Annotated in this window: 21 protein-coding genes and 3 pseudogenes; 15 read left to right on the top strand and 9 right to left on the bottom strand. The window is 37.1% G+C overall.

Annotated elements, in window-relative coordinates; translation table 11 throughout:
• Positions 1-274: 274 nt before the first annotated feature.
• A complete protein-coding gene (locus MBEAL2_RS33770; RefSeq protein ID WP_052948014.1) occupies positions 275-1048 on the bottom strand; it encodes a 3-hydroxyacyl-CoA dehydrogenase family protein in 774 nt (257 codons plus the stop codon).
• Positions 1033-1230: a 3-hydroxyacyl-CoA dehydrogenase NAD-binding domain-containing protein gene (locus tag MBEAL2_RS33775; protein ID WP_052948015.1), complete on the bottom strand. Its 198-nt coding sequence runs from the start codon at positions 1228-1230 to the stop codon at positions 1033-1035. The genes MBEAL2_RS33770 and MBEAL2_RS33775 overlap by 16 nt, the downstream gene beginning before the upstream one ends.
• Before the next feature lie 159 nt (positions 1231-1389).
• Between MBEAL2_RS33775 and MBEAL2_RS25420 the strand changes: the two genes are divergently transcribed.
• Positions 1390-2058, top strand: coding sequence for a Crp/Fnr family transcriptional regulator (locus MBEAL2_RS25420; protein WP_161798295.1), 669 nt, complete (start codon positions 1390-1392; stop codon positions 2056-2058).
• 872 nt (positions 2059-2930) lie between these two features.
• On the opposite strand, the gene MBEAL2_RS25425 is transcribed toward MBEAL2_RS25420, so the two are convergent.
• A complete protein-coding gene (locus MBEAL2_RS25425; protein ID WP_047155029.1) occupies positions 2931-4277 on the bottom strand; it encodes an MFS transporter in 1347 nt (448 codons plus the stop codon).
• Positions 4278-4667: 390 nt separating this feature from the next.
• Here MBEAL2_RS25425 and MBEAL2_RS25430 point away from each other — a divergent pair, with 390 nt between their 5' ends.
• The 4 genes from MBEAL2_RS25430 to MBEAL2_RS34145 all read left to right on the top strand — a co-directional run bounded on the left by MBEAL2_RS25430 (position 4668) and on the right by MBEAL2_RS34145 (position 6824).
• Positions 4668-5924: a benzoate/H(+) symporter BenE family transporter gene (locus MBEAL2_RS25430; protein WP_052948016.1), complete on the top strand. Its 1257-nt coding sequence runs from the start codon at positions 4668-4670 to the stop codon at positions 5922-5924.
• Positions 5925-6101: 177 nt separating this feature from the next.
• Positions 6102-6173 carry a hypothetical protein gene (locus MBEAL2_RS34135; protein ID WP_369405534.1) on the top strand — a complete coding sequence of 24 codons (72 nt, stop codon included), beginning with the start codon at positions 6102-6104 and terminating at the stop codon, positions 6171-6173.
• A gap of 134 nt (positions 6174-6307) precedes the next feature.
• Positions 6308-6646: a hypothetical protein gene (locus tag MBEAL2_RS34140; protein ID WP_369405532.1), complete on the top strand. Its 339-nt coding sequence runs from the start codon at positions 6308-6310 to the stop codon at positions 6644-6646.
• A gap of 61 nt (positions 6647-6707) precedes the next feature.
• Entirely contained in the window at positions 6708-6824 is a 117-nt protein-coding gene (locus tag MBEAL2_RS34145) for a PaaX family transcriptional regulator C-terminal domain-containing protein (RefSeq protein WP_369405533.1), read from the top strand.
• 180 nt (positions 6825-7004) lie between these two features.
• Here MBEAL2_RS34145 and MBEAL2_RS25440 read toward each other — a convergent pair whose 3' ends face one another.
• A complete protein-coding gene (locus tag MBEAL2_RS25440; protein ID WP_047155030.1) occupies positions 7005-7886 on the bottom strand; it encodes a LysR family transcriptional regulator in 882 nt (293 codons plus the stop codon).
• 445 nt (positions 7887-8331) lie between these two features.
• Between MBEAL2_RS25440 and MBEAL2_RS33310 the strand changes: the two genes are divergently transcribed.
• The 5 genes from MBEAL2_RS33310 to MBEAL2_RS25460 all read left to right on the top strand — a co-directional run bounded on the left by MBEAL2_RS33310 (position 8332) and on the right by MBEAL2_RS25460 (position 12166).
• Positions 8332-8496, top strand: a complete 165-nt coding sequence (locus tag MBEAL2_RS33310; protein ID WP_236693017.1) for a hypothetical protein — start codon at positions 8332-8334, stop codon at positions 8494-8496.
• Positions 8480-9613: an aromatic ring-hydroxylating dioxygenase subunit alpha gene (locus MBEAL2_RS25445; protein ID WP_236693018.1), complete on the top strand. Its 1134-nt coding sequence runs from the start codon at positions 8480-8482 to the stop codon at positions 9611-9613. The genes MBEAL2_RS33310 and MBEAL2_RS25445 overlap by 17 nt, the downstream gene beginning before the upstream one ends.
• Positions 9610-10089 carry an aromatic-ring-hydroxylating dioxygenase subunit beta gene (locus tag MBEAL2_RS25450; RefSeq protein ID WP_047155031.1) on the top strand — a complete coding sequence of 160 codons (480 nt, stop codon included), beginning with the start codon at positions 9610-9612 and terminating at the stop codon, positions 10087-10089. Before MBEAL2_RS25445 ends, MBEAL2_RS25450 begins: the two co-directional genes overlap by 4 nt.
• 79 nt (positions 10090-10168) lie before the next feature.
• Positions 10169-11080 (top strand): VOC family protein, encoded by a 912-nt coding sequence (locus MBEAL2_RS25455; protein WP_047155032.1) that lies wholly within the window; start codon positions 10169-10171, stop codon positions 11078-11080.
• Positions 11081-11128: 48 nt separating this feature from the next.
• On the top strand, positions 11129-12166 hold the full coding sequence (locus tag MBEAL2_RS25460) for an amidohydrolase family protein (RefSeq protein ID WP_047155033.1): 1038 nt from the start codon (positions 11129-11131) through the stop codon (positions 12164-12166).
• Positions 12167-12536: 370 nt separating this feature from the next.
• Here MBEAL2_RS25460 and MBEAL2_RS25465 read toward each other — a convergent pair whose 3' ends face one another.
• The 3 genes and pseudogenes from MBEAL2_RS25465 to MBEAL2_RS25475 all read right to left on the bottom strand — a co-directional run bounded on the left by MBEAL2_RS25465 (position 12537) and on the right by MBEAL2_RS25475 (position 16316).
• Entirely contained in the window at positions 12537-13151 is a 615-nt protein-coding gene (locus tag MBEAL2_RS25465) for a LysR family transcriptional regulator (protein WP_052948017.1), read from the bottom strand.
• Between the two features lie 270 nt (positions 13152-13421).
• Positions 13422-14315 (bottom strand): annotated as a pseudogene (locus tag MBEAL2_RS25470) (transposase).
• 547 nt (positions 14316-14862) lie between these two features.
• Positions 14863-16316, bottom strand: a pseudogene (locus MBEAL2_RS25475) (gluconate:H+ symporter).
• Between the two features lie 306 nt (positions 16317-16622).
• Here MBEAL2_RS25475 and MBEAL2_RS25480 point away from each other — a divergent pair.
• The 3 genes and pseudogenes from MBEAL2_RS25480 to MBEAL2_RS30700 all read left to right on the top strand — a co-directional run.
• Positions 16623-17516, top strand: coding sequence for a LysR family transcriptional regulator (locus MBEAL2_RS25480; protein WP_047155034.1), 894 nt, complete (start codon positions 16623-16625; stop codon positions 17514-17516).
• A 217-nt stretch (positions 17517-17733) separates the two neighbouring features.
• Positions 17734-18165 carry a hypothetical protein gene (locus tag MBEAL2_RS25485; protein ID WP_152667925.1) on the top strand — a complete coding sequence of 144 codons (432 nt, stop codon included), beginning with the start codon at positions 17734-17736 and terminating at the stop codon, positions 18163-18165.
• Between the two features lie 61 nt (positions 18166-18226).
• Positions 18227-18406, top strand: a pseudogene (locus MBEAL2_RS30700) (YdbC family protein); the annotation flags it as partial.
• Between the two features lie 101 nt (positions 18407-18507).
• On the opposite strand, the gene MBEAL2_RS25490 reads toward MBEAL2_RS30700, so the two are convergent.
• A complete protein-coding gene (locus tag MBEAL2_RS25490; RefSeq protein WP_047155036.1) occupies positions 18508-20061 on the bottom strand; it encodes a recombinase family protein in 1554 nt (517 codons plus the stop codon).
• A gap of 609 nt (positions 20062-20670) precedes the next feature.
• Between MBEAL2_RS25490 and MBEAL2_RS25495 the strand changes: the two genes are divergently transcribed.
• The gene (locus MBEAL2_RS25495; RefSeq protein WP_047155037.1) at positions 20671-23574 is read left to right on the top strand and encodes a hypothetical protein; all 2904 of its coding nucleotides are present in this window, start codon (positions 20671-20673) and stop codon (positions 23572-23574) included.
• Between the two features lie 103 nt (positions 23575-23677).
• On the opposite strand, the gene MBEAL2_RS25500 is transcribed toward MBEAL2_RS25495, so the two are convergent.
• Positions 23678-23962 (bottom strand): hypothetical protein, encoded by a 285-nt coding sequence (locus MBEAL2_RS25500; protein WP_047155038.1) that lies wholly within the window; start codon positions 23960-23962, stop codon positions 23678-23680.
• Positions 23963-24113: 151 nt separating this feature from the next.
• Here MBEAL2_RS25500 and MBEAL2_RS25505 point away from each other — a divergent pair, with 151 nt between their 5' ends.
• On the top strand, positions 24114-24461 hold the full coding sequence (locus tag MBEAL2_RS25505) for a helix-turn-helix domain-containing protein (RefSeq protein WP_047155039.1): 348 nt from the start codon (positions 24114-24116) through the stop codon (positions 24459-24461).
• Positions 24462-24603: the final 142 nt, after the last annotated feature.

Genomic DNA, 24603 nt, shown 5'->3' on the forward strand with positions numbered 1-24603 from the left:
TCACGCGAAATCTGAAGGGTTACAAACAAAGGATTTTGTTGGAGTGCAATGAGGAACAAATTACAGGTTAGGTTTTGTTAAGAACATGTTTTGGTGTAGACCCAACTTCTTCAAACTTTATTTCTTAGGAGTAGTATTACATATTTGATTAATTATAAGTAGGATGAATGGTTAAACCAAATTTATATAAAAAGAGGAATTAAGAAATGTTAAAAAAGCTGTGATAAATCGTGGATATTTTTCAAATACGAGCTATCAGAGCTTTAAATATTTCTTATTGGGTCGGTAACATAGTTTTCTTTTCTCTGTTCTGCAATTTTAGGAGTTCAAGAAAATCGTCATCTCGTTTACGGATTTTTTCCGCTGCTTGGTTACCTTCATAAGTGTAGAATCCTTTTCCAGTTCGAATGCCGAGCTGATTATCCTCTACCATTTTTGTTAAAAAGGCAGGGGGCTCTTTTTTGTCTGAAAGTTCAGGCAATAAATTCTCAACCATATATTTAGTTGTTTGCAGGCCTGCTAAATCTTGACTTTCCATCGGTCCGCAGAAAGCCCATTTAAAGCCCATGCTTCCTTTCATAACTGTATCGATATCTTCTGCAGTAGCCACTCCAATTTCCATTAAATGAAATGCTTCACGAAGCATAGCTACTTGAATTCGGTTAACGATAAAGCCGGGAACTTCTTTTTGTAGTAATACTGGTGATCTCCCCATTTCTTTCATTAAGTCATAAGTAAGTTTGATTACTTTTTCATCTGTGTTATCAACTTTAACGATTTCCACTAGCGGCACAAGTTGTGGTGGGTTAAAAAAGTGAGTAATAATAAATCTTTCAGGATTCTTTGCTCTTTGAGTTAATTCTTTTAACGGAAAAGTAGAAGTATTAGACGAAATAATGGTTTTGTCAGAGACAACACTCTCAATGATCTCATAAGTTTCCAATTTTAGCTCAAGAACTTCTGGAATCGATTCAAGAACGAAATCAGCACCCTCTAGTGCTTCATGTAGATTTGTTGTATATGTGATACGAGCTAAAGTCTGCTCCATATCGTTTTCAGCCAGAATTTCTTTTCAACCATGATCTTCAAGCTGTTAGTAATGAGTTCTCTTGCTTTATCCAGTGATTCCTCTCGTCTAGCTTGAATACGTACATTCTTTCCTGCTTGGGCAAATAATTGAGCGACACCATGCCCCATAATACCTGCTCCAAGTACTGTCATATTCTTCATTTTAATACCCCATTTCCTATTATCTATTTTTCACCACTGGACTTGGTGTTTCATAAAAAGGTAACACCCTGTCTCTTATCAAAAATTTTCTTAATAGTAGCATTTTCCTTCCAAAAAGATTGTAATCTAGGTTACAATTTAAATAAGGAGATGGGGAATTTGAATCAAGTAAATATCCTGAAATCTTTACCGACAGAATCAAGTTTCTATAGTGCAATCGAAAAAATCGGAACTCAACAACGTTACCGAAAAAGTGAAATCATCTATTTACAAGATGATGAGGCTAATACTTTTTATTTGCTTAAATCAGGGCGGGTGCGTCTGTTTTTTACCTCCATCAATGGGAATGAACTAACCTTGAAAATACTAGGAGCTGGTAAAATATTCGGGGATGCGTCCTATTTCAGCCACACTCCAAGAGTAACATCCGCAAGCGCGATTACCGATGTAGAACTGCTTTCGGTTGATTTAAATAGTTTGCTTCCTTACTTAACACAGCATCCCAACTTAATTGCCGAACTGTTGGACTTAATGTCCCAAACCATTCGTCTTTTTTCCATTCAAGTTTATAGTATGGCTTTCTTGTCAGCTGATAAAAAAGTAGCGCATTTATTAGTCCAGCTCGGAACTTATTTTAAAAATAAAGAATCAGATGTAAGTTATTCCATTGATTACACACATCAAGAATTAGCTGAATTGATTGGGATTGCCAGAGTGACTACAACAAAAGAATTAAAAAGATTAGAAGAACGCGGGTGGATTTCACTGGCCTATCGGCATATTCAAGTTTTAAACGAAACAGCTTTAAAAGAATATTTGCTATCATGAGAAATCATTTAGAATTTAGTGGGAAAATGTACCGTGAAACTTTCTGCTTTTGTTCTCGTTTCTTACTGAAGTAAGAAATGTATTTTCTCAAACAAAATGTTAATTAACTCTATCCATAGATAAGAGTATTTGATATTGTCTTATCTTCTGAATATGTAGAGGAATTTATCTCAATCCTTCGTACCAATGATGAATTAAAAGGTTATATAGCTATGTTTTGATTAGGATAATATTCTTTGGCTTCCTGTTTTCAAAAACTATCTTAGGTGTGTTTTCCGCGTTTTGCTGGTAATATGCTGGTAATATACCCCTTTATTATCTTCATTTGGCCCTGTTTTTTTATGTTTTAAGATAGCCTTTCTCTAGAGATAAGGGCTTTTTGAATGGAGAACGAAACCCTGCCACCCGGTATGGGAACCTTTTGATAATTTTGTGTTTCACTATACAAATTCTTCACTCCAAGGAGAACACATTGTTCATTTTGTACAGAATTAATATTCACTTTTCTGCTAATTGAGCCCGCCCTATGTTTTCTTGTCAGGGTATGAATGTAAATGCACTTACTGCGCTGTTTCTTTAGGTCATCATTCTATTCAATCACCCAAGATGATAGACATAAAAATTACTTATAAAAATCCTGTCAGAGAAATCAGGTAAAACCTGTTCTTCACAATCTCTTTTTTTGAAAACGGAAACAGAAGAGGTTTTGTAGTTTCTACTGTATTAATTGATAGAAAGAGGTGAAAGGATAGAAATTGCTTGTCCTGATTTTAAGTGGACCAGCAATTAAAATACAGGGTTGAGTCCAACGATGCAATATATTAAACCGCAAATCTCAGACTATATTTGAGATTTGCGGTTTTTTTCTGACCTTATTTTGCTATGACTTCCATTTCAGAATAAACTTCGACAACCTGTTTAGAATGTTTTCCTATCTGCACGAATCCAATGGAAAATGCAGCTATAATACCTGGGATAGCAAACGCAAGGAAGTTTTGTTGTAATGGAAAATTCATGGTAAGGAGGAAACCGCCCAGGATAGGACCAGCTACTGCACCCAGTCGGCCTATGCCTGAGGCCCAACCAATCCCGGTCGAGCGCATTTCCAATGGATAATACTGAGAAACAAAGGAATAAGCAATAATTTGTGTTCCGATCGTGGTGGCTCCAGCGATGGCAACAAGGAAATATAAAACAAACAGATTCGCTTTAAAGCCGAGTAAAGTTAAGGACAGAGCGGCCACTATAAAAAATGACATCAAGACTCCTTTTCCGTTCCAGCGATCAGAAGCCCATCCTCCAAAAATAGCTCCAAAAATCGCACCGAAATTCAATACCAAGAGGAACATCAAGCTTGAACCCAGTCCGTAACCCGCTTGCGCCATTAATTTAGGCAACCAGGTATTTAATCCATAGACCATCAATAGGCACATGAAGAATGTGATCCAAAACATAATAGTACTCAAGGCACGACCGTTTGTAAATAATTGAGCGATAGGGATCCCAGCTTTTTGGGGGAGTATCATTTCAAATTGATCATCTTTCTCAGGAAAATAGGTAGGATCGATTCTGGACAAAATTTTACCCACCTCTTTATGGTTGTTTCTTGCCAGAAGAAATCCAATGGAATCCGGCAGGTATTTATACATCAAAGGCAGTGCCAGGAAGGGCAATGCACCTACAAAGAAAACAGATTCCCAGCCCAATAAGGGGATTATGACGATGCCTAATCCTGCCGAAAGCAATCCTCCGATAGAATAGCCGCTAAACATGATAGACACTAATGTGTTCTTCAGTGATTTCGGGGAATACTCTGTCATAAGGGCTACGACATTAGGCATAACACCTCCTAATCCCAAGCCGGCCAAAAAACGATAGATGCCGAACTCAACAGGAGTTTTGGCAAACCCGATTAAGGCCGTGAAGAGGCTGAAAAGCGTAACACAAATCAAGATAACATTTTTTCGCCCCATCTTATCCGCTAACGGACCGAAAATAAGTGCTCCAAACATCATTCCAAAGAGAGCATAACTTCCTAACGTTCCCGCCTGCATTGGAGTAAGCGCCCATTCTTTCATAAGCACGGGTACAACCGAACCATATACAACCAAGTCAAAACCGTCAAAGATAATAACAAAGGCACACCAGAATAAGACAAGCCTATGAAAGCGATTAAATTTTGCTCCATCAAGCAATTGATTGACATTAATATTTCGCATAAAATCCTCCTGTAAATTTATCTATTAACCTTGTTTCCAATGACAATAAAGAGAGAAAACGATACTACATAATTTACACAATCGTTTGAACTTTAATTTGTCAACAAAAGTAGATATAAAAAATCACACTTACGTGCATCTATCATTTCCCCCCTCTATGTTTTGTTTTGAACCTAAAAAACTATTTTATTATTTTTTCTGCCATCCATATAAAAAAATATAGAATAGTTAAACTATTTAATCAAATTACATTATTTTTGGAATAACAAACAATTGCATAAAAATAATTTGGAGTGACTAAGTAGAGAAAAATGTTATATTAACGGATAGAAAATTAAAACTTGGCAGAAAACTCTTAAAGATTTTTTAGGAAATGGAGGAATATATAAAGTGGATACTTACGCGAAGCAAGAAAGGACTGAATACCCTGAAAGGACGGATAGAAGCTGGAAGGCCAATTTTCTTCAGTCCATTCAATATCTAAATATCTCTAGTATTTCCAATGGGATCATCGCCTGGTTGTTTGGGGCGACAGGCCCATTGCTGATTGTACTGCAATCTGCCGCGAAGGGCCATTTGGGTACCATTGAAGTTTCTTCCTGGATTTTTTCCATCTATTTTGTAGGAGGTCTTCTCTCCATTCTTCTTTCGGCTTACTATAGGCAACCGATCGCTGTTGCTTTTTCCATTCCTGGAGCTGTGCTTGTCGGAACCACACTTGCCCAGCATAACTTCAATGAGGTCATTGGTGCTTACATAGTAACAGGACTGTTTATCTTAATTTTAGGGGTTACCGGTGTTGTGGGCCGAATCATGAATATTTTGCCCATGCCCATTATGATGGGAATGGTATCGGGTGTCCTGCTTCCTTTTGGAACCGATATCTTTACATCAGTACTAGAAAGCCCTGTGTTGAATGGGAGTACGTTTGCGGCATTTCTTGTAATCTCATCTTTTCCGAAAATCGCCAAAAGAGTCCCCCCTGTATTGGGAGCAATTGCAGCAGCCGCTATTCTGCTTGTAATAATGGATTTGGCAGACCTTTCTCGCCTCACCTTTTCCTTGGCAAGTCCCCAATTCTTTGTACCTGAATTCAATGCTGCAGCCATCGGTGAATTGGTTCTTCCTCTTGCCTTGACTGTCATTGCAATTCAAAATGCGCAGGGTATAGGCGTTTTGCAAAGCATGGGGTACAAGCCTCCAGTGGATGCCATGACCAATTGGAGCGGGATCGGCTCCATTGTCAACGGTTTTTTGGGAGCCCATTCGGCTTGCATTGCCGGACCGATGACGGCGATCGTTGCCGGCAAAGATACAGGACCGGTGGAGGGGCGCTACGCCTCCGGGATGGTATTGGGCTTCTTGTGTCTCCTGTTCGGCATTTTCGCGCCATTAGCCGCATCGATTACACAAATCATACCTGCATCCTTGATTAAATTGCTGGGTGGGCTGGCCATGCTTGGCGTTCTCCTGAGCAGTTTTCAAATGAGCTTTTCGGCACGTTTTAAAATGGGGGCGTTATTTTCTTTCCTGATTACGATTTCCGGTTTCAACCTACTCCATATCGGTGCTCCGTTTTGGGGACTTATCGGAGGCTTAGTTTTGTCGTTGCTGCTGGAGAGGAAGGACTTCCAGCGTAACGAATAGGATTTCATAGTAAAACAATGAAGCAATATCGGTGTGTAAACATTGCCGGTATTGCTTTTTTTGCGGGAGGGAAACACATCTATCTATTTACTTGAAAACCATAGGAGGTTCTTCTAAGCTATATTTATATACAAAATACTCTGCAACTGAGGGTGAAGGAATGAACCAAGATCATTGATGCTTACACTTTATGGTGACTATATAAAGTATTATGGCGGAGAAATTTGGATGGGAAGCCTCATTCATTGATGTCAAAATTCAGGTTTTCCGAAACATCCATAAGAGGAGCCACCCTTCGCATGGTTCAGTAGAATTTCTTGCAGGGAAGGAAGGTTGGGAATAAAAGCTATTATTCTTTAACTCCTTCTGAGAAAAAAAGAGCAATGGACGGGGTTAAAAGAGCGTACATGATGAACCATCGGAAATGGGATGGATTATGGCGAATTATGACCTATTCCATACCGGAAGAGAAGCGTGATTTACGGAATCAGATCCGCAAGGAATTGACTTGGGTCGGTTTTGGCCCCATTTTGAGCAGTACCTGGGTCAGTCCAAATCCTTTGGAAGAGCGGATCATGGAGATAATCCAGACCTATGTGCTGGACGAGTATACAATGCTTTTAAGCTCAAGCTCTGTTGTCTCCCACCATCATTCTGAGGTAGTCAAAAAAAGATGGGATTTGGATGAGAGTAGGGGATACGATTCATTTATTGAACAATAGGAAGGACACACATGAAATTTTGAAAGAAAAGGCTTGGAAACTTAGTGATGAGGTGTGCTTTATGGAACGGACTCAATTAGTCTATGATTACTGCAAGCTCCTCTATGAGGATCCAAGACTGCCGCTGGATTTGCTCCCCGCTGATTGGAACAGAATCAAAGCCAGGGAACTGTTTTAGAATATCCATCATTTGCTATCCGTTTCTGCGGTGCGCTATTTCGAGTATATATTCGAGCAGGCGCCGGATAAAGCTTTTCAACCGAACCGGGAAAAAGCAATTTATCCATAACCGATTTGAATTAATCAAATCAAGCCAGGTCCCTAACATTTGTTAGGACTCTGGCCTTTTTCCTTTTGCTTAAGCAAGCTTTTTTATCTGGTTTTCGCAAGTGGCAACAAATTCTTTAATCCATTCTGTACGAGAAGATCCAGTCAGGTATACGGACATGATATCTCGCGGGATACCATTAAGAGGGGCATATTCCAATGCCTTCAGATCTCCTTTTCCGACTTCCTCCATCAGTCCAAAATAGCCGAGCATGCTGAACCCAAAACCTTCTTTTACAAATTTCTTAAGCATTTCCATATTTTTCACTTCCAGATGTTTTAAATTCTTGACTCCCAGTAATGATTCTTCAAACCTTTTCCAGAGTCCGGTGTTTCTGGCGTAATGTACCATGGTATGTCCTTCTAGATCCTGTTTGGTTACAGATGTCCTTGAGGCGAGCGGATGCTCTTGGGACACAAAAACAACCATTTTGTCTTTGTATAAGTAATCCAGTGTCAGATTCGGATTGGATACCGCCATTCGAATGAAAGCGACATCCAGTTTCTGGTTTTTGACTTGCTCGGCTAGGGCGATGGAGTCATATCCTTCAAGGATTTGAAGTTCGATATCATGCTTGATTTTAAAGTCTTTGACCGTTTTGCAAATAATATCATAGGAAAAACTGGGGGAAAAACCGATGGTTAGCTTGGTTTGGTTTGCAGATTGAATGGCCTCTTTAGCTCCATCGGAATAGAATATAATTTTTTCTGCATAGTCCAGCAGCAATTTTCCTTCCTGGGTTAAAGATAATTGTTTTCCTTGCTTTTTAAATAATTGACAGGAGAGTTCCATCTCCAAATTTCGTATGCGGGCAGTTATGGCTGGTTGAGTCAAGTTTAGAAATTCACTGGTTTTGGTGAAATTCATGAATTTAGAAACGTAATAAAAGGCATGAAGCTGATCATAATTCATACACTATCCTCCTCATTTTTTGTTGGAAGTCAAATTTAATGGATAAAATATTTTTTATAAATATTCAAAATATAAAAAATATCGTTATTAGACTTGGGGATGAACCGGTGATACGATGATAACCAAGAAGGAAATGGAAAAAACCGATGTGTAAGCGTTTTATTTATTTAGATAAACACCATTTTAGTAAATTATGAATAGGGGGTCAATAAACAAAAAAAATTTTTTGCTAATCTACATATTAGTAAAAAACTTTTATTAGACTATTTTAATTGTTTATTTAAAAATAATTTGTAAACTAGAGATTTAAAATATTTAAAATTTTATAGATTCATAATTGATGCAAAAGAATTGGCAATTGACAATAAGCATGAGAACAAGTTTCACGGGAGACTCCACGGATGGGTCAGTGAACGAATATAAAAATAATCCAGGAGGAAAATCAATGAACAAATATGTTCAAGAAGATCAACAGAAGTGTTTGTTTAAAGTTAATCGTAAGGCCTTTATTGATCCGCAAATTTTAGATTTAGAACGTGAAGAAATCTTTAGCAAATGCTGGTTGTATATCGGGCATGAATCAGAAGTACCCAATGTCGGTGATTCATAGAAGAAAAGTAGGTGGACGTAACCTTTTATTTACTCACAGCAGTGATGGAGTTATAAGAGCTTTCTATAATAGCTGTCCACACCGCGGGGCTTTAGTTTGCCGTGAAGGAAAAGGAAATGCCAAGGTATTCCGCTGCTTTTACCATGCTTGGAGCTTTAATAATCAAGGTGAACTCGTTGGACTACCTGATAAAGAAGGATTTCTGGAAGACCATAATTGTGATGGTTCTAAAAATATGATGGCAGTAAAACGATTGGAAAGTTATCGCGGTTTTATATTTGTTAATTTCGATGACAATGCCATTTCTTTAGAAGATTACTTAGGAAATGCAAAAGAATATCTTGATTTAGTTGCAGACCAAACTGAAGTGGGAATGGAAGTTTTGCAAGATTCACAGGAATACAGTGTACGTGCGAATTGGAAATTATTATGTGAAAATAGTTTTGACTTATACCATGGAGTACCGACCCATAAAACTTATTTTGATATTGTCGCTACACGTGGTGGAATAATGGAAAAAGGTAGTCTTGTAGGTGAAGCCCATGATTTAGGTAATGGTCACGCCGTTATGGAATATTACGCTCCTTGGCCAAGACCAATCGGAAAATGGATTGAAGGTTACGGAGAAGAAGCCAAAGAAATCATCGAAAAAATCAATGCTCGATTAGTAGAAAGATTTGGTGAAGAAAGAGCACATCGAATTTCTAAAAAGAATCGGAATATCTTGATTTTCCCTAACTTAGTTATTAATGATATTATGGCGATTGCCATTCGAACATTTTACCCTATTGAACCTGGTTATATTGAGGTATCTGCGTATGCTTTAGCACCTAAAAATGAAACTGAAAACTTTAAACAAGTTCGGAATGACAGCTACTTAGAGTTCTTGGGACCAGGCGGCTTTGCAACTCCAGATGATAATGAAGCTCTTGAACTATGTCAAGAAGGTTTTGCAAATAATAAAGAAGTAGAATGGAATGATATTTCAAAAGGTATGAATAGAGCGATACCTCAAGCGACAGATGAAGCGCAAATGCGGGCATTTTGGCGTGAATGGAATGTTCGGATTATGGATGCGGAGGCCAAAAAGATAGATGCAGGGAGGGTTAAAGTATGAAAATAACACGTCAGGAGATTGAGGACTTTTTATACCATGAGGCGGAACTTCTTGATGAGTTTAGATTAAAAGAGTGGGCAGCGTTATTTTCCAGCAGGGGAACTTATATTATCCCGCCAATCGGAAATCCTGATGCGGATTTTACTACATCGCTGTTTTTAGTTCATGATGATCGTGAACGCTTAGAACAAAGGGCGTTAAGATTATTGAAAAAAGAGGCTCATGTTGAATATCCACACTCAACAATTCTTCACAATGTGAGTAACGTAAGAATTGTTCATAAAGAAGAGGATGCAGTAAAGGTGAAATGTAATTTTGCAACTTATCGTACAAAGCGGGAAAGGCTCGACTGTTATGTTGGTGTTTTAGAATACACATTCGTGAAAGAAAACGATGAATTAAAAATACAAGAAAAAAAGGTCATTCTTAAACTAGATAGTCTTCGTCCGCATGGAAAAATAAGCATTATTTTATAAGCTAAATGAAATGGGTGATTAGCCCATTTCCAATGGTTGAAATGATTTTATGGATGTAAAACTACTGGGAGGTCATCGAGTGATACGCTATAAGAAATTAGGGTATGTTGTCCTGAATGTAACGGATCTCAACAAATCGGTTGAATTTTACGAAAAAATAGCCGGAATGAATTTAGTTGAACAAGCAAATGAAACTGCATATCTTAGATGCAGCAGGGATCATCACAATTTGATTCTTGAACAAAGCGAGGAAGCCGGTTTAAAAAGAGTTGCTTTTGAACTTGAATCTGCTAAACAATTTGATATTGCTTTCAAACACTTAGCGGAGAAAGACTTAAATCCCGTAGAATTGAGTGTAAAAGAAACGCAAAGCTTGGCACAAGGAAGAACATTGCGATTTAAGGATCCGGTATTAGGTGTAACCTACGAAATGTATATTGAAATGATGCAGCTTGGAACCCCTTATACTCCTGTAAATACCCAGATTGAAAGATTGGGACATGTCGTATTTGAAACCAATAAATTTGATGAATTATTTGATTTTTTTGTGAATAAATTGGGTTTCGCGGTATCGGATTTCTCAGGTAGACAGGTCGGCTGGGCCTGGTTAAGAGCATTTCCTAACCCGCTGCATCATTCCATTGGGATAACGAAGGGTACAGAAAATAAAATGAATCATTTAGCATATAACGTAGTCTCAGTGGATGATGTTGGGAAGCAACTAGTGAAATTAAAGGAGGATCATGTTCCGATTTTATTTGGACCAGGAAGACACCACCCATCTGGAAGTATATTCTTATATTTTGCTGACCCAGACGGCCTATCGATCGAGTACAGCCATGGAATGGAGCAATTTCCGGAAGAAGATGCAAGAGAACCACGCCGCTTAGAACCCAGCAAAGAAACGCTTGACGAATGGGGAGGGACTCCTGAACCTGACTTTGGTAAATACGGAAAACTGATTGTTGATTATGATATGTCGATTAAGTAATCATTAAACTAATCCATTACAATAAATAACCTTTGAGGGGTGAAAATTTTGACGAAAGAAAAGAAGTTTCGTGTAGACTTTCATACACATATTATTCCTGAAGATTTCCCTAATCTGGCAGCAAAATATGGTGATAATCGTTTTCCAATTTTAAAGCATACTTGTAGTTGTGGAGCTGAAATCTACAAGGATGGTAAGTCATTCCGAAAAATCGAGGACAACGCCTGGGATCCGAAAAAGCGAATCGCAGAAATGGATCAAGAAGGAGTAGACGTTCAAGTTCTATCCCCCATTCCAGTTACGTTTACGTACTGGTCAGATTCGGAAGCCTGCTTAGAGCTATCAAAAGTTCAAAATGATTTTATCGCTTCTGTTGTGAAGGAATATCCTGATCGTTTTGTCGGATTGGGGACCGTTCCGTTACAGGATGCGGATTTAGCGATTGCCGAAATGGAAAGGGCGGTTAAAGAATTAGGATTGAAAGGGATTGAAATCGGCAGCAATGTAAACGGGCAAACCCTTGATAATCCGGAAATTCAAAAGTTCTTAGAAGCAGCGGCAAAAATGGATGTACCTGTTTTTGTTCATCCATGGGCGACTGTTGGTCAGGAAAGAATGCCAAACCATAACTTTATGTATTCGATTGGAATGCCGTCAGAGACAGCCCTTGCGGCAGGTAGTTTAATTTTCAGCGGCATTCTTGATAAATACCCGAATTTGAAAATTTGTTTTGCCCATGGCGGGGGATCCCTGCCCTATTTGTTACCCAGAATCGATCAAGCTTGGGAAGTATGGCCACATATTCGTACAACGGAACAGCCGCCAAGTTATTATGCTAAGAAACTTTATTATGATACGCTTGTTTACGATCCACACAATCTACAATTTATGCTTGAAAAATTCGGTACAGATAAGATAATCATGGGTACAGACTATCCGTTCCTGCTGCGTGAAGCTCCGGCAGGAAAAATAGTCGAAGAGTTGGACAAGGTTTCAGATGAGGAAAGGAAACAGATGCTTGGAGAAAATGCTGTGAAGTTTCTGGGGTTAAATAAGTCAAGTTTTCTAAAGGAAGGAATTAAGTAAGAAAGTGTAAAAAGAAACAAAGAACATTCTTTTTTGCTATTCATCCGTAGCAAGGAATGTTCTTTGTTTTCTACTGCTTAGTCTTTTATATAGTCAATGAATTTTCAAATTCTTTAAAATAGATTCAAATAAATATAAAAACAGAAGAAGTTTTTCTAGTTTTGGAGATTCCTTTTTATAAATTCCTGCAACATTATAAGTGAGATCTTCAAAATCAACAAAGGGAACAATACAGAAATCTTTATTCAGTTTAATCGTGTTATTGGCTAGAATGGTTCGGGTACGACGCTAAAACCCCAGTTCTTTTTAATCATAGATAAGACCATTTCAAATCCACCAACTTCAATGCGGTTTAGATTTTTTATTCCCACTAATTTTTCATCGATATTTCGCCATAAGCGGTTTCCCTTCGATAGCAAATCATCGTTTGATTAATTAAATCGTCTTTCTTAATTTCAACTTTTGTGGCTAATGGAAGGTCTTTTCCAACAATAAAAACAAGCTTTTCATGATAAATATATTTAGATTCTAGATTGGTGAAGGGGATAACATCTCTAACCAGTCCTATATCGATTAATCCTTCTTCGATCATTTTAGAAACTTCGACAGAATCCTCTGCTTCCACTATGTCAAACCAAAGTTCACCTTTATCTCGTAGCAATGATAAAACTTCTAAGACAATAGAAACAGAGATAGCAGGTGATAATCCAATGGCTAAGGTTGGAGTTTTCAAAAGTTCAATCGTTTGTTTTGCTTCATTCATATAACTGAGTATTTTTCGTGCATAGGGAAGTAAGGATGTTCCTTCCTCCGTTAAGAGTATTTTTTTCCCATCCCGGTAAAATAATTTACATCCTAATTCAGTTTCTAATTTTTGAATTCTTGCTGTGACAGCCGGCTGCGTTAAATTCAAATGGTCTGCAGCGCGCGAATAATTATTTAATTCAAAAACAGTCATAAAGGTTAAAAGTTGTTCACCATCCATTACAAAACTCCCTACGATGTCTTTTTTATATGACTATAGTAATTTTGCCGAAAAAAATCGAATATTAGTAATATGATATCATAAGTCAAGAACTTTGTAAGTGGTTTCACACATACAATAAGAGATAGACAATAAAGAGCTGAAGAAGGGTTTGGTATATCAATGTTTATTCATTTGATAACTGCAAAAGCTGATAGTGTAGTGATTATTATGGGGAGAATTGGACTGCTATCTGCGGGTTACCTTACTTTTGTTGATGGTGTTGCAAAACTAAAATAAAAACCCAATGTTATGAATAAGAACACATAGCTGGCAATGAAAATGATAGCGGTTTTTACCGTACCATCGAGGCTGCTCAAGCCCTGGCTTATTCTTTAGGCAGGAGAAGGTCTGCTCAATTTTTGAACGATAGGCAAACAGGGCGCGACCGAAGGTCGTTTTTAGGAAAACGGACAGGACACGACCATATGCATCTTTTCGTTTCCCACCTTTTCTCCGATTTATAGGGGAAAGGAAAACAAGTTTATGTTTCCTTGATTGTTCGCGAACCTTCTTACTGTCATAAGCCTTATCGCCAAGGGCAAAACCAATCTCAAAATCAGTTAACTTCTTGAGTAAAAATGGCACAGCATCGCTATCCTATACATTCGCTGTTGTGAGTTCATGAGCTAAAATAACTCCACTGGGCGTGGTAGCTAGATGAAGCTTATATCCCTTATACCATTTATAGCGTGTAGATTTTCCCCACTTTGTCTGCTCGTCATATAAACTGCTTCGTAATGCTGTACTGTCAATAAGAACGATTTTGGGTTTCTTATCAGCAATATGTTTCAGCACTTGAGCGTGAAGGAAAGAGAAACCTTCGGTTCTCCACCAGGCAGCCGCGCGAGAAAAAGTAGACAGATGAGGAACATGGGAAAGTCCTGCTACCCAGCACCAATAGGGATAATGCTTAAGAAATTTCACCAGCTTCCGCAAGGAAGCAATACCGAAATGTGTTTGGATAATAAAGCACTTCAACATGACTTTTCGTGGAAAGCCTGGTCTTCCTGTAATATAAATCGTTTCAGGGATCGTTATAAAGTCGATATAAGCTAAAACGTAACGTAAAACTATATCATTTATTGTAAAAGCAGCATGTTCTCTTGAAAAATTGGACATCATGAGAGTATCCACCTCGTTGGTTGAATGGTTTGTTGGGTACTCATCATTCTTTCCAAACAGGTGATTTTTCTATTGCCCATTATTCAGAGATTATACGTTTTGCAACACCATTTTTTGTTGTAAAAAACATATAAAAAAGCAGATAGCGGAATAAAAGGACTTTTCTTTCCTAAATTGGGATAAACAATATCTTAAATTTCTACTTTCCCCTGTTCTATAGTACTCATTACTAGATTTGCTGTGTAATCCTTAGGAGAATAGCGGACACAAACACGACCATTCCCATCTTGTTTACCCACCCGTCCCAAGGTGCTTTCAATCAGCCGCTATCTATAAGGTCTCCCTATACGTTAAACGAGCCTTAGAAGCGATTCTAGAGGCTCGTTTTTCTTTAACCCATTTTCATTTTTAAAAAAGTGTACTTTTGGACTGCTCTCATTGATGAAGGCGGTTTCTTCTTTAGTTTTTTCATTATATGACTCCAGTACCACCGTTTACAATAACAATCTGTCCCGTCATAAAAGACGCTTCATCACATCATGAAAATTTATACCCCTACATTGTCAAAGTGTTTCTTTTTATCCTTAAATTCAGCAAACATGATGAGAGCGATTGCTACTATAATAGATAGAATCATTAATGTTACTGAGATAAGCAAGGATACATCTAATAATAGAATAAGTATGATTCCTACTACAGAAGCAATAGAAGAAAGTACGGTATATGTCGCAAATGTTTCTTTCAAGCTCAACCCAAAATACTCTTTGACCATCCAAAATCCGGGATCATTAACATGTGAAGCAAAGGCAGTCCCACATCCAGTTGCGAGTGTGACTAAGGCTAAATTCACATTGGGGGAATTACCTAGCATAGGAATAACTAACCCTGCAGTTGATATAGCAGCAACGGTCCCTGATCCTAAGCAGATTCGTAATATTGCTGCGACGATCCATGCAAGTAAAATAGGCGATATAGAAGATCCTTCAAATATTTTGGCTATATACTCACCCACGCCACCATCAATAATTACTTGTTTGAAAGCGCCACCCCCCCTGTAATTAAAATCAACATGCCAATCGCGTTAATTGATAAAGAACAAGAGTCCATCAATGATTTTACTGGAATCTTTCTTGCCAATCCCATTGTATAGATTGCCAGAAATAAAGATATCAACATTGCTGTCGAAGGGTTCCCGATAAAACGAATAATTTTAATAAACATATTATCTTCGAAACCTACTGATTTTTGAACAATATCAATAATTGCGGTTATTGACATTAATAAAACAGGAAACATTGCTGTTAAAACACTGATACCAAAGCCGGGGGTATCTTCGAGTTTAAATGTTTTTTGTTCACCTAAAGAATCAATATTACCTGTTCTAGTAAATGCACTCGGTATTATTTTTTTAGCAACATTAGGATACCAAATACCTGCTATAATAACCGTTGGTATTCCGACAATAATACCATATAGTAAAACCATGGCCATTTCTGCACCATATTCTCCAGCGATCATTGTTGGACCTGGATGTGGAGGTAAGAAACTATGTGTAACTACTAAAGCTGCACTCATGGAAAGACCTAAAGTTGCAATAGAAATTTTTAATTCTTTTGCCATTGTATATACAATTGGAATGATTAACACAAATGCGACATCATAAAATAATGCGATACCTACAATAAACGAAGCAGTTATAACAGCCCATTGAATTCTTTTTTCTCCAAACTTGTTAATTAAGGTTATTGAAATACGGTGAGCGCCTCCTGCATCTGCAATTAATCTACCAAGCATTGCACCAAGTCCCAATATTAAAGCTATATGACCGAGTGTTCCTCCTAATCCTTTTTCAACTGAAGTGACAACACTCTCCAGAGGCATACCTAGTGCTAAAGCTACGATGAACGATACAATGATTAATGAAACAAATGCGTTTAATTTGAAACCCGTAATTAAAATAATTAATAGGATAACCCCAATAGCTACAATTAATAATGGCATAATAACCTCCCTTAAATAATTTAAATGTTATTATCAGCTATATCTATTGCTTTCAATTGTCTCTTTACCTCCTAAAATAAAACCTCCTTAAAAATAAATATTGAAAGGGTTTACAAATAAAAGTTGAAACATTCATAAATTTGTTAGTTTTTTAAATCGGATTATGAATATTTCAGGTAAAATTAAGACAGAAATGCAAACCGTTTTAGTTTTCTGAATTTATATTATATTATATAAATAGTAGGAACAATTCCAAAAGTTATACGATTTATTCCCATTTAGAATAAATCAGAAGGGGGGCACCTTATGAATTTTGAACAATTAAAATATGTGATGGCTATTGTCAAACATCAGCATTTAACAAATGCATCTTATGAAGTATCCATCTCACAGTCTTCGCTATCAAAATATTTAATAAAGCTAGAAAAAGAATTAGGTGGGGTACAATTATTTGATCGCACGACGCGAAACGTAAGACTAACGGCTGCTGGTCAAGAATTTTCGGAATATGCCAGCCGAATTATTGCCGAATATGAAAATATGATGTCAGCAATGAAGAAATTCACATCTGTTGAACGTGGAAATCTTTCAGTGGGTACCATTCCCGTTTATAGTAGCAGGGGACTTATTTCACTTTTTGCGTCCTTTCAAAAAAAATATCCTGAGATTCAGTTAGAAATCAAAGAGAAGATGACAAATGAATTGATTGATCTTGTTAAGAAATCAAAATTGGATATGGCTTTTATTGCTCTTCCTATTAACACAAATGCTTTAAATTCATTAACAACTTATCCTATGATTGAGGATGAATTGGTTTTAATTAGCCCTAAATTACATCCACTTGCCAAGAAACGCCGTATTAGTCTATTTGAAGCAGCAAATGAAAACTTTATCTCAATGAATCGAGCTAGTTTCTTGTACCAAATTTGTGTCGATGCCTGTAAAGAAGCAGGGTTCACACCCAGAATTACCTATGAAAGCAGACAGATTGATATCATCGTTGGATTAGTTTCCGAAGGATTGGGAGTTTCTTTAGTAACATCACGAGAGGCTCAGTATTTTGTCCAAGCCAATATTGCCCTGATACGACTAGAGACAATAATTAGGCATACAACAGCTCTTGCAATTAACAACCGATCAAATCATTCAAATGCAATGAAGGCATTTGTCAGACACTCTCTGGAGTGGGATGGGCAGTGAGATGGTACAAATGAGGGGGAGTACGGAATAGAGAAGTACATCTGAGTAAATAAAAATTCCATCTTTGGAGTATGTATCCCAATAGGGTAGACTCCACGCCTATCAAGTTAATGTCATTCGATAACCATTGAGCAGAGAAAATCTGTTCTTTATACCCTTATCCATCAAAAGAGCAATGGATTTTCATCATTTTTTGGGAAAGGAATTTCTTAACTTGATGGCTATGAGCATTGCTTTTACTTCTGAAGAGCATTGTAGGTTGACGTTAACTCAAAGAAGAGAAATGGGTTTCCTGCATGCACATGGGCCAACAAACTATGATTTCTTTTTTGACCAAGTTCGTAGTGCTTATTATATAAAAGGAGAACCTGTCCGGCTCACAGATATAGAAATTCGCGCTTTGTTTTTGATGGCTACGAAAGGGGCGCATTGTATATTCGAAATGTTGTATCAATGTATGTATCTTGATTTTTATGATAAATTAAAAAGAGGAAAGGCGGATGTATTTTTAGGGCGCTTGCGTAAAACGATGAAAGATGAACATGAGATTACAATTAAACGTTTTTCTCTGGCTCCATCGCTTCGGTTCTGCCTATTGTATACACAAGCGTTTGAAGACCAACTTTTATATTACTATGACCTGGCGTAATGAACTGTAACCCGTATAACATCACTTTAATAAGTGTCCATTTTACCTTGGTCGTTCACAGTCAGAAAGTTTAAAAGGCTGGAAAAAAGAATTAAATTTAATTAGTTGGAATAACCGTGAAGCTAAGTTTGACATAAGGAATTGGGATCAGGAATACAAAAAGATAGGGAAGGGCGTCACATTAAATAAAGAAGAGCTTATTCAATTGAAAAATATTTTGAACTCACTTGACATTTACTAAATATAACCGATAGATGGTATTTATGTTTCCTTAGACGACACATGTGGAGTGTACAGTGTTACTTAAATTAAAAGAGACAAACCAGTAAATGCCTCTTATGTTTATACCCCTGCCGATAGTGGGCGGGTGATATTGTAATAGATTTTAAGTGAACCGTCTTCATGAACTTCAATTTTATTGATAAGCTGTTGAAGCATTTGCCTTAACACTTGTTCATCATTGATGTCCAGTTGAGTAAAACGGTCAACCAGCTTCTGAAAGGCACGGAATTGTTGTTCCGTGTCTTTTTCTTTTTCGAGTATGGATTCAAGCTCCAGTTTTCTCTTATTCAATCTTTCTTGTTGAGTCTGAATCTTCTCGTTTTCCAACCGAAACTGTTCTTTTGTAACGATGCTATCTGTATAAAGGTGGAGGAGACTCTGGAATTTATTGCTCAGGCCTTCTAGTTCTCCCTTAACAGCCTTGAGTTCTTGGATATAGCTAGGCTTCTGAGAATTAGCTTGTTTAGCCGCTATTTCATATAGCTTTTCTACTTTGACATTGTTACTAACAAGTTGCTTAAAATCATTCCTAACGGCTTGTAGAAGGTTTTCTGCTTCAATGATATGGGAAGAACAATAGGCTTTTGTGTGCTTCACATATCCACAACATACATAAGCACCTTTTCTTCTGTCTTTGCGATATGTCATACCGCTTTTACAATCGGCACAAATAGCAATATGAGCGAATAAGCTTTCTTGACCATTGCTTTTGTTACGCCCCTTCTTTTTCATTTTTTCTAGTACAGCAAGGTGCTCGTCCATTGTGATAATAGCAGGATGGGCATTCTCGATGATAATTTGTTTATTAGGAGCAACAGCTTTTCGTATCTTATAATTCTTTTTTCTACCTGCCTTATCCTTTGCATGAAACTTAGTTGTCTCTTCTTTATGTTGTATCAATTGCCCTGTATAAATAGCATTGGTAAGGATAAGTTGTACACTTGATTGATGCCATCTGCTCCCTGCATTACTTCCCCCAGAAACAGATCGGGGGGTTGGGATATTTTCCTGCATCAAATAGTTGCCGATACGGTATAGTCCCCAGTCCTCATACAGATATAGGTTAAAAATTTTTCTTACAATGGGAGCATATATTTCATCCTTGATTAGTTTCTGATTATGTGGATTACGTTTATAACCGTACGCTACTAAGGAAGCTTTGTATGCCCCTTGTTTAGCTCTCGACTGCAAGCCAAGCTTAATCCTTTCCGATAATTTAGCGCTTTCTTCCTCCGCTAAAATGGCTTTTAGATTAAACATAAAACGACTAGAACTTGTTTCTGTATCATAGCTATCCTCAGGCAAGATTAGTCGGATATTCAATCGTTCAAGTTCATCCGCAATTTGATAGCCTTCTACCATATCCCTGGACAATCTTGACACTGATTTTGCAATTAATACATCAAACTTTTTCTTTTTGGCATCCTCTAATAACCGTAAAACCTCAGGGCGATTTTGGAGAGTTCCCCCGCTTATACCGTTATCTACATATGTTTCTACAACTGTAAAACTATAGTCCTTTGCCTTGCTGTTAGCATAGATAATTTGATTCTTAAGACTGTGTGTTTGCTCCTCTCTTTTTGTACTTACTCTTGCATATATAGCGCATCGCATAGATTAGTAATCCTCCTTTTGGGTATCTTACTTGCTCTATACGATGTGTCCCTCTGAAAATTAAGGCTTAATTATTCCCCCGCCTCTTCGTAAAGATAAAGTAGGGGGTGAAACAAATGCAACAGGAATTTGTAGGAAAGAAATCCATCCAAGAAGTAATGGAGGAGTTATTACAATCTATACTTCAAGCTGAATTACTTAAAGTTGAAATATCTAATGAAAATTGAAGGGTCCTTAAATGGGCTCTTTTTTATTGTAGCATGGACCATTACAAAATGAATTTTTCAGGGCGGAAATATCTAATATTTTAATTTATAACTGCTATAAGGAACCTATAGTAGTGTTCAGAATAATGTTACCCCCCCCCAGGGCCTAGGAAATTCGAATATACATTTGAAACGGGGAGGAACGATGTTTTACCCCTAAAATTTTTTTTGTGAATCTTGGTGCGTTTCTCCTTAATTATCTTCTTCATCCTTCGTATAGAGAATTTAGAGGAGGAAGTTTTTGAGGTCGATTTTTACAGCCTCAAAAGAGGACATTTTCTTATAAATAATTATAAGAGTTTGTCCGCTTTCTCCAACTATTACTATTAAAGGAGAGAACAACATGAAATGCAGAGAGATTAAGATGGAGAATTTACAGGATGCCATTAAATATTTTGGGGAAGGTAAACAACATTTCCCTTTATTTTTTTTAGAAGATGACAAAAAGATAGCAAAACCATGGAATCTTCGGGCTGATTTAATAATGGAGCAATTACCATATGAGGTCTCTGAATTATTAAATGTAATGGAGTATAAAAAGGCAGGCGTGTTCTTTTATCCTAATGGTAACACTCAGGATAAGCACACTACACACATAGAATGGCACTATATAGATATTGACGCCGAAAACGGGGGAACTAAGGAAGAACAATGGGAAAGAATACAAAATGCCCCCCTCCAACCAACAATGGTTTATAGGGGACGGGCGGGGCATAAATTATTATATCGTGTGATAGATGCATATTGGGATACATCTTCATCAGAGTCTATTGAAAAATCAATAGCTCATTATAAAAATATACAACAACAACTTATTGAATACTTTAGGGCAGATGCAGCAGTTATAAATCCTGCACATGCATTTCGACTTCCATTCGTAAACAACTACAAATATTGGGGAGAGAAGGTTTATATAGAAGAACTAATTAGTTTTAATCCTCAAAATGTGTACTCTCAACAGCAATTGAGAGAGGCTTTTCCTTTAAGTCAAAAAAAACATGTTGTTAGAGCAGTACAGGATTCAATAGATTACCCAGAACAAGTAGAAGAGATTCTTGAAGCATTCGTAGAGAGGCTTGGGATGGGAGGATTGGCATATCGTGATTATGGAGATCGCATCGCCCTTCAATGCCCTATACATGGAGACTCACATCCTTCTGCATACTTGTACAAAGATAATAAACTTATTGTCCAGTGTTCCAAAGGCAGGGCAGACGGAGGATGCGAAATCGAAAACGGAAAACCCATAGGGTGGGTCGCTGAACGATTGGGTTGGGACGATGTTACAGAGCTATACGAGCAACTTTTAGCATCATCTGAAGAAAAATACTTTTCTATTAATATATCGGATATGCTAACCCGCCATTCAGTTCATCTTCAAGAAACATTTGAAGAGCATACACAGACGGTGGAGGGAATATCCGAGTTTATTACAGAAAAAATGAAGGGGAGGGGAATTACCATGAATCCTCAGATAGAAAAAATCCATAAGAATATGTCATATCATGCTTTAGAATCCCATGCAGTTCCTCTCTGTATTCCACTTCCCCCAGGAGGTGGTAAAACAACCTGGATGTCAGCGTTCCTTAGCTATCAGCTTGAACATGATTTAGATAGGGCGGGTGCAATTATAGTTGTTGAAAGAGTGGAAACAGCTAAAGAGATAGCAGCTACTTTAGGGACATATGATATGAAAAGAAGTGCTCCGTCAATTGATGTAGATTATTGGGAAAAGCATCAAGCGGCCTATGTAATGGAAAGTGCTTTCACTTCTGATTATTGTGTTAAAAATCCCAAAGAGTATGTATATGGCTTTTGCCGTGGATGTGAAGAGCGGTTTAAATGCCCAACTTCTAAAAAATACGAAGTCCAAATTGGACATCCGATTGTTATTCTGTCTCATGCTAGGTTAGTTATGGATAAAGATAAGCTGAAGAAATATAGTTGGTGGGTGGACGCAAATGGGATTGAGAGAAAAAGAAAACTATTGATAATAGATGAAAAACCACCTATGGTGTCCGTTGATACATTAGAGTTAGCAGACATCTTGGAAATGGAGTATCAAATAAGACATATGTCTGACAAAATAGAGGATGTCGATTCAGTGATAAGCATGCTCGAAAAAATAAAAGATATTTTTTTGAGGGAAGAGGAACGATTAGACTTAAATCCTATTAATCCTGATTATTGCTTTACGTGTAAATCCGTATGGTACAAACACTACATAGGAAAAAAGGCCAGCGTAATCGAACAAGTTGAACTTTTGATTAGAAAAGGGGGAATATGGTACAAAAAAGGCCAGGGTAAAGATAAAATATATATCTACCATACAAATGAATTTCATTTTGAACTGTATAACACGCTGATTCTAGATGGAACATCAAACATAGACATGGAATATCGCTCGAAAAATAGTGTTAACTTCCTTGCTGTTCCTTTAGATGTTAGAAGTTACAGTAACTTATCCTTTTATGTAGCGGATATTTCATCTGGAAAGCATAAAATCCAAAGTAACGATGAACATCTTAAAGTTTTAGCTAAAGAAGTCAAAACAATAGCGACAGTAAATAAAACTTTGGTACTCTGTTACAAGAATTGTAGAGGACAGTTGGAAAGTATTTTGAGTGAAGAAATCGAGGCGGGAAAGGTAGTAGTTAATCACTTCGGAAACGTTAAAGGATCCAATGATTATGTATCTTGTAATACTATTTTTTTAGCGGGTGTAGTACACAAGGGAGATCCTTCTTATGTTGCTAAGTATATAGAATTGTATGACGAGGGTGAGGAAGGAAACTGTAATACAATTAGGGGAGTTAGGCGTTTTCGAAATTTAGAGCTTGAAAAATTAAGATTAAACGACCAGCTTACTTCCCTAATTCAAGATATTTGTCGAATAGTTATAAGGAATTGTGATTATTCTGATCCTGTAAAGGTCTATCTGCCAAGTAGAGATAAAGTTTTAGTCACCTTATTGACTAAATACTTTCATGGAAGCTCAATTGAAGAATGGAAAATAGAGGAGTTTATTAAACTACCCCCATGGTATGAAAAAGTTCGACAAATATTTGAGGAACTATTTGGAGGGCAGGTAATAACGAAAAAAGAGATTAAAAACAGATTACAAATGGATGGGGAGAGTGGGGGACGGAATTTTAGACGAATACAAGAACATTTGTTATATCAGGAATTGTTAATACAATATCGTATAATACAAATCAACAATCGTATGTATATTAAGGAAACTTAGATTCCATAGCACTCAAATTATAATATATTAAAAGGTTATCCAAGGGAAGATTTGGATAACCTTTTAATATATTTACCTGAACTGTAATAAACAAAATTTTTCATTAATGTCTAGGGTAATCAAGTTCTGCTGTTATCTTAAAAATCGATGTATCAACAATATTCGGCCCTTCATCTTCAAGAAAATCCCCTGTGAAGTGAAGAGAAGGTTTTAGCTCATTAAGAATATGATCTATATATTCCTGTAAACTTTTCGTTTTAAAGCGTCTCTCTTCATTTAGCTTGATTAAATAATAAATTACATCATTTTTATCTATGTATCCAAATTTGTATCTACAATATGCCTCTGCTATTTCATTACTAAGCGCTCTTCTTTCTTCATTTGTCATTTTTTAAATCCTCCTAAAGTGATGACATTAAATGTGAATTACTAATTCACCTTATTATAATGCTTTTAGTATATATTTTAAATAAAAATATATTTATAGTCTCTTTCATAGGTGAAGTAGCTCGACTACGTTTAGCCTAAGAGGTGGTAATGTGAGTCAATTACTAAAAATAATTGGGGAACGTTTACGGAATTTTCGTAAGGAGCGAGGGCTCAGCCAAGAAGAACTTGCTTATCTTGCATCTTTGCATTCTACGTACATTGGACAACTAGAACGTGGGGAAAAGAATGTAACAATTGAAAGTTTAGAGAAGATTACCAGGGCTTTGGGGATAAGCTTAGAAGAACTGTTCCGTTATGTACAATCTACTGAAAAGCAAAGAGAGACATCTGTTTTAATAGAAATAATTAGCCGTTTGCAGGGCAGGAGTTTAGAGGATCAGAAGACTATACTCAAGTTATTAGACTTATTGACAGAATGGAAGGACTATAAAAAGTAATCGTTTCATATTTCTAAATTTGTACTAGGCTTCGCTCTCTTTATCAGTAGTAAAAAGTGGTGCATGGTGCGTATTACCTTACTGAATTGCTCTGTACAATACGCACCATAGGAATACAATCATGCCTAGTTGCAGGGTGAAC

Origin of the sequence: Aneurinibacillus tyrosinisolvens (assembly GCF_001015055.1) — a bacterium.
Lineage (GTDB): Bacteria > Bacillota > Bacilli > Aneurinibacillales > Aneurinibacillaceae > Aneurinibacillus_A > Aneurinibacillus_A tyrosinisolvens.